The 8,279-nt window shown below is 63.5% G+C and carries 11 protein-coding genes and 1 pseudogene; 4 read left to right on the forward strand and 8 right to left on the reverse strand.

What is annotated here, in order from left to right:
- Nucleotides 1–219: 219 nt before the first annotated feature.
- The 4 genes and pseudogenes from X744_RS149205 to rplS form a co-directional block, all read right to left on the reverse strand.
- The gene (locus X744_RS149205; RefSeq protein ID WP_023760965.1) at nucleotides 220–1,017 is read right to left on the reverse strand and encodes a transporter substrate-binding domain-containing protein; all 798 of its coding nucleotides are present in this window, start codon (nucleotides 1,015–1,017) and stop codon (nucleotides 220–222) included.
- A 177-nt stretch (nucleotides 1,018–1,194) separates the two neighbouring features.
- Nucleotides 1,195–1,695 carry a MarR family transcriptional regulator gene (locus X744_RS149200; protein WP_023760966.1) on the reverse strand — a complete coding sequence of 167 codons (501 nt, stop codon included), beginning with the start codon at nucleotides 1,693–1,695 and terminating at the stop codon, nucleotides 1,195–1,197.
- A pseudogene (locus X744_RS01000000170045) lies at nucleotides 1,692–2,134 on the reverse strand (organic hydroperoxide resistance protein). Before X744_RS01000000170045 ends, X744_RS149200 begins: the two are co-directional and overlap by 4 nt.
- A gap of 143 nt (nucleotides 2,135–2,277) precedes the next feature.
- Nucleotides 2,278–2,826 (reverse strand): 50S ribosomal protein L19, encoded by a 549-nt coding sequence (gene rplS / locus X744_RS149195; RefSeq protein WP_023760967.1) that lies wholly within the window; start codon nucleotides 2,824–2,826, stop codon nucleotides 2,278–2,280.
- A gap of 325 nt (nucleotides 2,827–3,151) precedes the next feature.
- On the opposite strand from rplS, the gene X744_RS149190 reads away from it, so the two are divergent.
- On the forward strand, nucleotides 3,152–3,904 hold the full coding sequence (locus tag X744_RS149190) for a sulfite exporter TauE/SafE family protein (RefSeq protein WP_023760968.1): 753 nt from the start codon (nucleotides 3,152–3,154) through the stop codon (nucleotides 3,902–3,904).
- Here the strand turns inward: X744_RS149190 and trmD are convergent.
- Nucleotides 3,886–4,587, reverse strand: a complete 702-nt coding sequence (trmD, locus tag X744_RS149185; RefSeq protein WP_023760969.1) for a tRNA (guanosine(37)-N1)-methyltransferase TrmD — start codon at nucleotides 4,585–4,587, stop codon at nucleotides 3,886–3,888. The genes X744_RS149190 and trmD overlap by 19 nt on opposite strands.
- Entirely contained in the window at nucleotides 4,584–5,183 is a 600-nt protein-coding gene (gene rimM, locus X744_RS149180; RefSeq protein WP_023760970.1) for a ribosome maturation factor RimM, read from the reverse strand. Before rimM ends, trmD begins: the two co-directional genes overlap by 4 nt.
- Nucleotides 5,184–5,280: 97 nt before the next feature.
- On the opposite strand from rimM, the gene X744_RS149175 reads away from it, so the two are divergent.
- Both X744_RS149175 and X744_RS149170 read left to right on the forward strand, forming a co-directional pair.
- Nucleotides 5,281–6,219 carry a tyrosine recombinase XerC gene (locus X744_RS149175; protein ID WP_023760971.1) on the forward strand — a complete coding sequence of 313 codons (939 nt, stop codon included), beginning with the start codon at nucleotides 5,281–5,283 and terminating at the stop codon, nucleotides 6,217–6,219.
- Nucleotides 6,220–6,280: 61 nt separating this feature from the next.
- Nucleotides 6,281–7,351 carry a TraB/GumN family protein gene (locus tag X744_RS149170; RefSeq protein WP_023760972.1) on the forward strand — a complete coding sequence of 357 codons (1,071 nt, stop codon included), beginning with the start codon at nucleotides 6,281–6,283 and terminating at the stop codon, nucleotides 7,349–7,351.
- Between the two features lie 2 nt (nucleotides 7,352–7,353).
- Here the strand turns inward: X744_RS149170 and X744_RS1000000176285 are convergent, their stop codons facing one another.
- Together X744_RS1000000176285 and X744_RS01000000170050 are read right to left on the reverse strand one after the other, a co-directional pair.
- Nucleotides 7,354–7,551, reverse strand: a complete 198-nt coding sequence (locus X744_RS1000000176285) for a DUF2867 domain-containing protein (protein ID WP_348626172.1) — start codon at nucleotides 7,549–7,551, stop codon at nucleotides 7,354–7,356.
- A complete protein-coding gene (locus X744_RS01000000170050) occupies nucleotides 7,485–7,832 on the reverse strand; it encodes a DUF2867 domain-containing protein (RefSeq protein ID WP_348626173.1) in 348 nt (115 codons plus the stop codon). The genes X744_RS1000000176285 and X744_RS01000000170050 overlap by 67 nt, the downstream gene beginning before the upstream one ends.
- A gap of 190 nt (nucleotides 7,833–8,022) precedes the next feature.
- Here X744_RS01000000170050 and X744_RS1000000174820 point away from each other — a divergent pair.
- A partial coding sequence (locus X744_RS1000000174820) for a hypothetical protein (RefSeq protein ID WP_210164169.1) occupies nucleotides 8,023–8,279 on the forward strand: 257 nt, incomplete at its 3' end.

Raw genomic sequence — 8,279 nt, forward strand, 5'->3', positions numbered from 1 at the left:
CCCCTCTATCCTGCCGGACATCTCCCCCTCAAGGGGGGAGATTGGCAGCCTCGATGACGTCGCTCTTTCTCTAACGTTTGCGATTGGCGAAATCAGAATGAACAGCCAATCTCCCCACTTGAGGGGGAGATGCCCGGCAGGATAGAGGGGGGCGTTCAAGCGAAAAGTCAGCGCGAATTGTCGCGCATAACCATCATGTAATGCGCGTGGCAAGGAGGCCTACTGCCCCATCTTGTAATCAAGAAACCATTTCTTGTTCAGCGCATCGAGCGTCCCGTCGGCCTTCAACGCCGCGATGGCCGCGTTGACCGGCTTCACCAAATCCGAACCCTTCGGGAAGATAAAGCCAAAATCCTCGGTGCCGAGCGGTCCGCCGATCAACTTCAGCTTGCCTTCGGAAGCATCGACATAGCCTTTGCCTGCGGTGCCGTCGGTCAGCACGACATCGACGTCCCCGGATTTCAGCGCCTCCACCGTCGCACCAAACGTCTCGAACAGCTTGATGCGCGGGTTCTGCTCGTTGCCGTCGAGCACGCTGTAGACCGCGGTGTAGAAGGGCGTGGTGCCGGCCTGCGCGCCGATCAAGCCGTCCTTGAAGGCGCCGAAGGTCTTGGCGTCGGTGAAGCGGCTTTCATCGCCGCGCACCAGCATGAACTGTTCCGAACGCATATAGGGGTCGGAGAAATCCACCTTCTCCTTGCGGTCGTCCTTGATGGTGATGCCGGTCATGCCGATGTTGTACTGGTTGTCGGAAACCGCCTGGATCATCGCGTCCCAGGAGGTGTTCTGGTACTCGACCGTGAAATTGAGCCGCTTGGCGATCTCGTTCATCGCATCATATTCCCAGCCGATCTGCTTGCCGGTCTTGGCGTCGATGAACTGCAGCGGCGGATAGGCGTTTTCGGTCACTACCACAACTTTCTTGCCGCCAAGGTCGGGCAGCGCCTGCGCGAACGTGGCAACAGGCGCGAGGATGAAGGCAAGCAGGCCTGCCAGCAGCAGTTTCGATTTGGTCATGACACACTCCCCGGGAATTGAATGACCCGGGCATGGCCGGGTTTGCAGGAAAATCCGGCGCCGACTTTAGCTTTCCGCAGGCGTCATGCAAGACGCTCCGCTGCGTCAGTGCACGCGAAAGCGGATTCCAATGCTTTCAATCCCGCAATTCGAGAAGGATCAGTGCTGCGGCTGCGATCAGCTCGGGCTCGCGGTGCCGGGATCCGCCTTGCGCAAGCCGGAGACGAACCGCGTCAGGGTGTGGTGCAGGTACTTCAACTCGTCGACGTCCAACGGCAGATTGCAAAGCATCGCTGCCGGTACGCTTCTGGCCTGCTCGCGCAGTGCCTGGCCCTTCGCCGTCGGCTCCACCAGAACCCGGCGCTCGTCGGCGGGGTCGCGACGGCGCGTGACTAGGCCGCCGGCCTCCAGCCGCTTGAGCAGCGGCGTCAGCGTCGCAGAATCGAGCCCGAGCGCCTCGCCAAGTTCGCCCACTGTGCTCGGTGAGCGCTCCCACAGCGCCAGCATCGCCAGATATTGCGGATAGGTCAGGCCGAGCGGATCGAGCAACGGACGATACAGCCGCGTCATCAGCCCACTTGCCGAATAGAGCGCGAAGCAGAGCTGTTGATCGAGTTTTGCCACCCCGGAGAATTGCGCCGGGGCATGTGTGGACGTGGTTGTCGTTTCCGCGGTCATGCTGCCTTTGCCGGAAGCGCCTTTGCCGAAAGCGTCACTTCGATGTTGCCCTTGATGGCGTTGGAATAGGGGCAAACCTGATGCGCCGCCGATACAAGCGCTTCCGCCGCCGTTTGATCAAGACCTTTCGTTTCCGCCGCGAGCGATACGCCAAGCACAAATCCGCCCTGCGCATTGCTGTGCAGGCTGACATTGGCCGTCACCGAGGCGTCCTGCAGCGGCAGTTTCTGCTTGCCGGCGATGAAGCGCATGGCGCTTTCGAAACAGGCGGCATAGCCGGCGGCGAAAAGCTGCTCGGGATTGGTGGCGCCGCCCTTGCCGCCCAGCTCCTTGGGCATGGCANCATGGCAAGGTCGAGGCTGAGCAGGCCATCATTGCTCTGGACATGGCCGGCGCGGCCGCCGACGGCGCGGGCTTGGGTGGAATACAATGCAGGCATTTCGCTTCTCCAGTTAAATCGTGCACGATTATTTAGTACACGATATAAACCGAGTCAACCGCGGATTTCAGCCAGCCCAACTGTTCTCCGGGAACTCAAAAAGGCGGCCGAAGCCGCCTTTTTGAACATGCTCGTCGAAAACCTTATTCGGCGGTGGCTGCTTCGGCAGCCTTGGCGGCTTCAGCGGCCTCGGCGGCGGCCTTCTTCTCGGCGGCGTCCTGGGCGGCCTTCTCAGCGGCCAGAGCCTCGGCGGCGGCTACCTTCTCGGCCTCGATGCGGGCCTTCTCGGCGTTCAGCGCATCGCGCTCCTCGTCATTCAGCTTGCGGGCGCGCACGCCGGTGTTTTCCGAAATACGGGCCGACTTGCCGCGACGATCGCGCAGGTAGTAGAGCTTGGCGCGACGCACCTTGCCACGGCGCACGATCTCGACGCCTTCGACCATCGGCGAGTAGACCGGGAACACGCGCTCGACGCCTTCGCCGTAGGAAATCTTGCGAACGGTGAAGTTCTCCTGGAAGCCGGCGCCGGCGCGGGCGATGACGACGCCCTCATAAGCCTGGACGCGAGTGCGGGTGCCTTCGGTCACGCGGACCTGGACGCGCACGGTGTCGCCAGGCTGGAATTCGGGAAGCTTGCGCTTGGCTTCGATCTTGGCGGCCTGTTCGGCCTCGAGCTGACGGAGAATATCCATCTCAAAAGTCCACTTCTTGTTCTTCCGACAGTCAGAGCGTCCGACACTCGCCTTGCAGTTCCATTGACCGCTCGGCTATGCCCTTTGTTCGAGACATCTGTCTTTGAAACATCGGGCAGGGGCGACTACACCGTCATTGTTGACGGGTCCGGCAGATTCTTTCTGGCCGGTACGGGCGGGCACATACAGCTATTTCGCAGCTTTGTCACGCCTTGGCCGCGCATTTTCTGCTCGGATGGCACCATCGTAATCTTGCCGTGCCGGGTTGCTCCGGGCCCTCAGGCCTCCTAAGCCTGCAATACCACAGTTTTTGAGCGCCACCTCCATGTCTGTATTCGATGCCATCCTGCTGTTCCTGGCGGGCTTTCTGTCAGGCGCCGCCAATGCGGTCGCCGGCGGTGGCACCTTCATCACCTTCGGCGCCATGACGCTGGTCGGCCTGCCGCCGATCGTCGCCAACGCCACGTCCTCGGTCACGCAATTTCCGGGCTACATCACCTCGACGCTCGCCTACTCTGCCGACATCAGGCATTTCTGGCGCGGCGCGCTTGTGCTGTGCCTGATCTCGGCGTCCGGCGCGCTGGCCGGCGCACTGATCTTGTTGGCGCTGGATAACCCATCGTTTCGCGCCTTGGTGCCATGGCTGCTGTTAGGCGCGACGGCGCTGTTCGCCGCAGGGCCGTGGCTAAAGCCGGCGCCAAAACCCGGCCATGAAGCTTCCGTGGGCTCACTCGCCGGCTCGCTGGCGCAGTTCGTCACCGCCGTCTATGGCGGCTTCTTCGGCGCCGGCATGGGCGTGATGATGCTGGCAACGCTCGGCCTCACACAAGCCGGCGACTACCATCGGCTGAACGCACTGAAGAACATGCTGGCCGTGGTCATCGCCGCTGTCGCGATCGCCGTCTTCGTCTCGGGCGGCGTCGTTGCCTGGCCTCAGGCGATCATCATGATCCCGGGCGGCGCGCTGGGCGGCTATGCCGGCGTCTGGATCGCCAAGCGCGTGCCGCAGAACGCGGTGCGCGGCTTCGTCGTCGCCGTCGGCCTGTTTCTTGCCTTTTACTACTTCACCAAGGGCTGAGCAGCAGCAAGCAGGTCCGGACGCCTCTCCGCGGTCAGCTTTTCCGACTCCGCCCGCCGCCATGCGGCGATCTTCTTGTGGTTGCCGGAAATCAGCACCTCGGGAATCTCGCGGCCTTCGAATTCCTGCGGTCTTGTATAGTGCGGGTGTTCGAGCAGGCCGTTCTCGAAACTCTCTTCCTCGCCGGATACTGCGTTGCCCATGACGCCCGGCAACAACCGCACCACCGCATCGAGCAGCGCCAGTGCGGCGGGCTCGCCGCCAGAGAGGATGAAATCGCCGATGGAGACTTCCTCCAATTCCCGCGCTTCGATCACCCGTTGATCGACCCCCTCGAAGCGGCCGCAGACGATGACGGCACCAGGACCCGCGGCCAGTTCGCGCACCCGGGCCTGGGTCAGCGGTCTGCCGCGCGGGCTCATCAAAAGCCGTGGCCGTGCATCACTTGGCGGCGAGGTATGGTCTATCGCTTTCGCCAGCACATCGGCACGCATCACCATACCGGCGCCGCCGCCAGCCGGTGTATCGTCGACGGTGCGGTGGCGGTCGGTGGCGAAGTCGCGGATCTGGATCGCCTCCAGCGACCATGTGCCGGCCTCAAGCGCACGCCCGGCCAACGACAGGCCGAGCGCGCCCGGAAACATTTCGGGATAGAGCGTCAGCACGGAGGCGAAAAAACTCACCGGTTGCCCCCGGCGTCGCTCGGTCCGCGCGGCCTGCCCTTCGGGTCGAAGTCTTCTTCGCGCGGGCCATCGCCGTCCGCGTCGTCGACCAGCCCGGCCGCCGCCGGGTCGACCCGGACGAAGCCTTCGGCAATGGACACTTGTGGCACCGCTGCCTGCGTGAACGGGATCAGCACGCCCTTGCGCCCGCCCAGCGTCACATCGAGGATATCACCGCCGCCGAAATTATGCACGGCGACGACCTTGCCGAGCACGGCACCCGTGTCGTCCCGGACTTCCAGGCCGACGAGGTCGGCATGATAGAATTCGTCTTCTTCGCCGTCGTCCGGCAGCATCGAGCGATCGACGAACAGCTCCGTGCCGGCCAGCGCCTCGGCGGCGTTGCGATCACTGATACCCTTGAAACGCACCACGACGACGGTGTTGGCGGGCCTGATGTCGATGATCTGGAAAGCACGGCCGTCCCTGGCATAGAGCGGGCCATAATCGGCCAGCGCCATCGGCTCGCCGGTGAAGGTCTTCACCCTGAGTTCGCCCTTGATGCCATGGGCGGCGCCGATCACGGCCATCTGGACAGGGTTCTGGGGCTTGCTCATGGCGAAATATCCTTTGGCCTGCTCTAGCCCCACGCGGCTGTCATTTCAATGACGGGCTCTTCACCGCTTCCTAACCCGAATACCCGAAAATGCCGCCATGCAAGAATTCCTCATCCCGGCCAAACCCGATCTCCAGGCGGCGCGTGAAAGCTGGCTGAAGATGCTCGCGCGCGAACGCCGACTGTCGCCGGAAACCGTCGAAGCCTATGAGCGTGACGTCAGGCAGTTCCTGCATTTCCTGACCGGCCATTGCGGCGGCTCGCCCGGAATTGCGGACATCGCCAACCTGCGCCCGGCCGATCTGCGCGGCTTTCTCGCCGCGCGGCGCAACGCCGGCGCCGGGGCCCGAACGCTTGGCCGTGGTCTCGCCGGCATCCGCTCGTTGCTGCGTTTCCTCGAACGGCGCGGCCTCGCCAACGCGGCTGGCGCTGCCGCGTTGCGCGCGCCGCGCCAGCCCAAATCGCTGCCCAAGCCGCTGACGGCGAGCGATGCCAAGCATGTCGTTTCCGTCGAGGGTCAATTGGCGGAAGAACCCTGGATCGCTGCCCGCAACGCCGCCGTGCTGACGCTGCTCTACGGCTCCGGCCTGCGTATTTCCGAGGCGCTTGGCCTGGCCGGTGCCGACCTGGGGTCGGCGGCCGACACAGTATTGCGCGTCACCGGCAAGGGCGGCAAGACGCGGCTGGTGCCGGTGCTGCCTGTGGCGCTGCGGGCAATCGCCGAATACCGCCGGCTCTGCCCCTATCATCTCGACCCCAAGGGCCTGCTGTTTCGCGGTGCGCGCGGCGGCCCGCTCAACCCGGCCATAGTCCAGCGCGACATGGCCAAGCTGCGCTCGGCGCTCAACCTGCCCGACACCGCGACGCCGCATGCGCTGCGCCATTCCTTCGCTACGCATCTGCTCGGGCGCGGCGGCGACCTGCGCACCATCCAGGAGCTCTTGGGCCACGCCAGCCTGTCGACGACGCAGATCTACACCGGCGTCGACACCGCAAGACTGCTCGAAATCTACGAATCCGCCCATCCAAGGGCATAAACCCTTCAATTTCGCCGTGCAGGTTAACCGTTTTGCCGCTTTTCGGTCTTAGAAGAGGATCATGAAACGCGTCATCGCCATCGCCGACCGTGCAGCTCACGTCTCCCTGAAGCTGCTTGTTGCGCTCAACGTCCTGTTTTTTCTGTCGTTCCTCGCCGTCTTGCTCTTCGCGGCCGGCAGGGCGCATGCCGAAATCCCGACCTGCAGCGGCGCCGACATGCTGTCGGCCCTGCAGAAGAATGATCCGGCGACCTATCGCAAGATAGAGGCCGAAGCAGCGGCGACGCCGAACGGCAAGGGCCTGTTGTGGAAGCTGGAAAAGCCGGGCGAAAAACCATCCTTCCTGTTCGGCACCATGCACATGACCGACCCGCGCGTCACCACGCTGCCCGCGGACGCGCAGAAGGCCTATGACGCCGCCGGCACCATCGTCATCGAAACCACCGACGTGCTCGACAAGCAGAAGATGATGGTCGCGATGCTCAAGGAACCGGACCTGATGATGTTCACCGACTCGACGACGCTGTCGTCGCTGTTGTCACCCGACGATGCCGCGGCCATGAACACCGCCCTCGACGCGCGCGGCATCCCGCCGGCGACCGTTGCCAAGATGAAGCCGTGGATGCTGTCGGCCATGATGGCATTGCCGGCCTGCGAGCTCGCCCGCCAGTCCGGCGGCGCACCGGTGCTCGACGTCAAGTTGGCGGAGGGTGCAAAGGCTGCCGGAAAGCCGGTGGAAGGGCTGGAGACGGCTGAAAGCCAGCTGCGCGCCATGGCCTCGCTGCCGCTGGCCTTTCACATGAAGGGCCTCGTCGACACGCTGAAGCTCGGCGACAAGGTCAACGATATCAACGAGACCATGATCGTGCTCTACCAGCGCGGCGACACCGGCATGTTCTGGCCGCTGTTTCGCGCCGCCATGCCGGGAGGGCAGGACGACCCGGCGGGCTATGCGTCGTTCGAGGAGACCATGATCACCAGCCGCAACAAGGTGATGGTCGAACATGCCGAGCCGATCCTTGCCAAGGGCAATGCCTTCATGGCGGTCGGCGCGCTCCACCTTCCCGGCCCCGAAGGCCTGGTCGAGGATTTCCGCAAGGCCGGCTACAGCGTTACACCTGTCGCATTCTAGCTCTATTTGGTCAAAACCTGAGCCAGCATCGCCGGAACGATGATCCGGTGAAACGGCATGACAATCGCCAGATACGCGCGCCCGAGCCAATTGTGTGTCTTGACGATGGTCGTTGCGGCCACCTCCTGACAAGTCATGCCGAGATCCCTGACTTCGACCAGGAGGCGGAAATCGAGATGCCGGTCGTCGAGGCCAAGCACGACCTTGCCGGGAAGCTGGCTGATGAGCGGAATATTCCGATCCGGCCAGCCGGCAACACCGCCGGCTCGTGGCCTGTCTTCAGCCCGAATGGCCTGACAGCAAGGTTGCGCAAGGCCGTGAGCCTGCCGACCCATCGCGGCGTTCGCCCCAGGGCCCGTTCCGCCGCGCCGAGCGCGGTCAACGAAAGACCTTCGGTGACCAGCACATAGCGGTCGGCGAATTGGGCTCCGGCAAGAGCAGCGAAGTGATTCGGAACAACCAGCACTGTTCGATTCATCATGGCAAATCCTCAGAAACGACCATAGCAGGCGCGAACGTGGCACACTGCGTGGCGAAACGACGCCATTTAGCCTCAGGAGAGGCAGGATTGCCCTTGTTTTTGGCGTTTTCCAACCCTAGCGTGAAACCAGTTAGGTGATTGCGCGTTAATTGGTGTTGATTGATATTTTTCATCCACGGAGGACAGTTTTATGGCGAACGCACCGAATCCAAACGACCCGTTCAATCCATCCACCAACACTCCGAGGCCAAGCGGCGGCGGCGGCGGCAGTGGTTGGCTGATTGCACTGGTCGTCGTTATTCTGGCGGTTGTCGCGTATTATGTTTTCGGAAGAAGTGGTGAGCACCCGGCACCGGCCGAGCCGCCGGCGGCCAGCACACCGGCCCCTGCACCCGCACCGGCGGAACCGATGAAGCCGGCCGAACCTGCGCCAGCCCCGGCACCAGC

It is taken from the genome of Mesorhizobium sp. LNHC252B00 (assembly GCF_000502955.1).
In the GTDB taxonomy this organism is placed as follows: domain Bacteria; phylum Pseudomonadota; class Alphaproteobacteria; order Rhizobiales; family Rhizobiaceae; genus Mesorhizobium.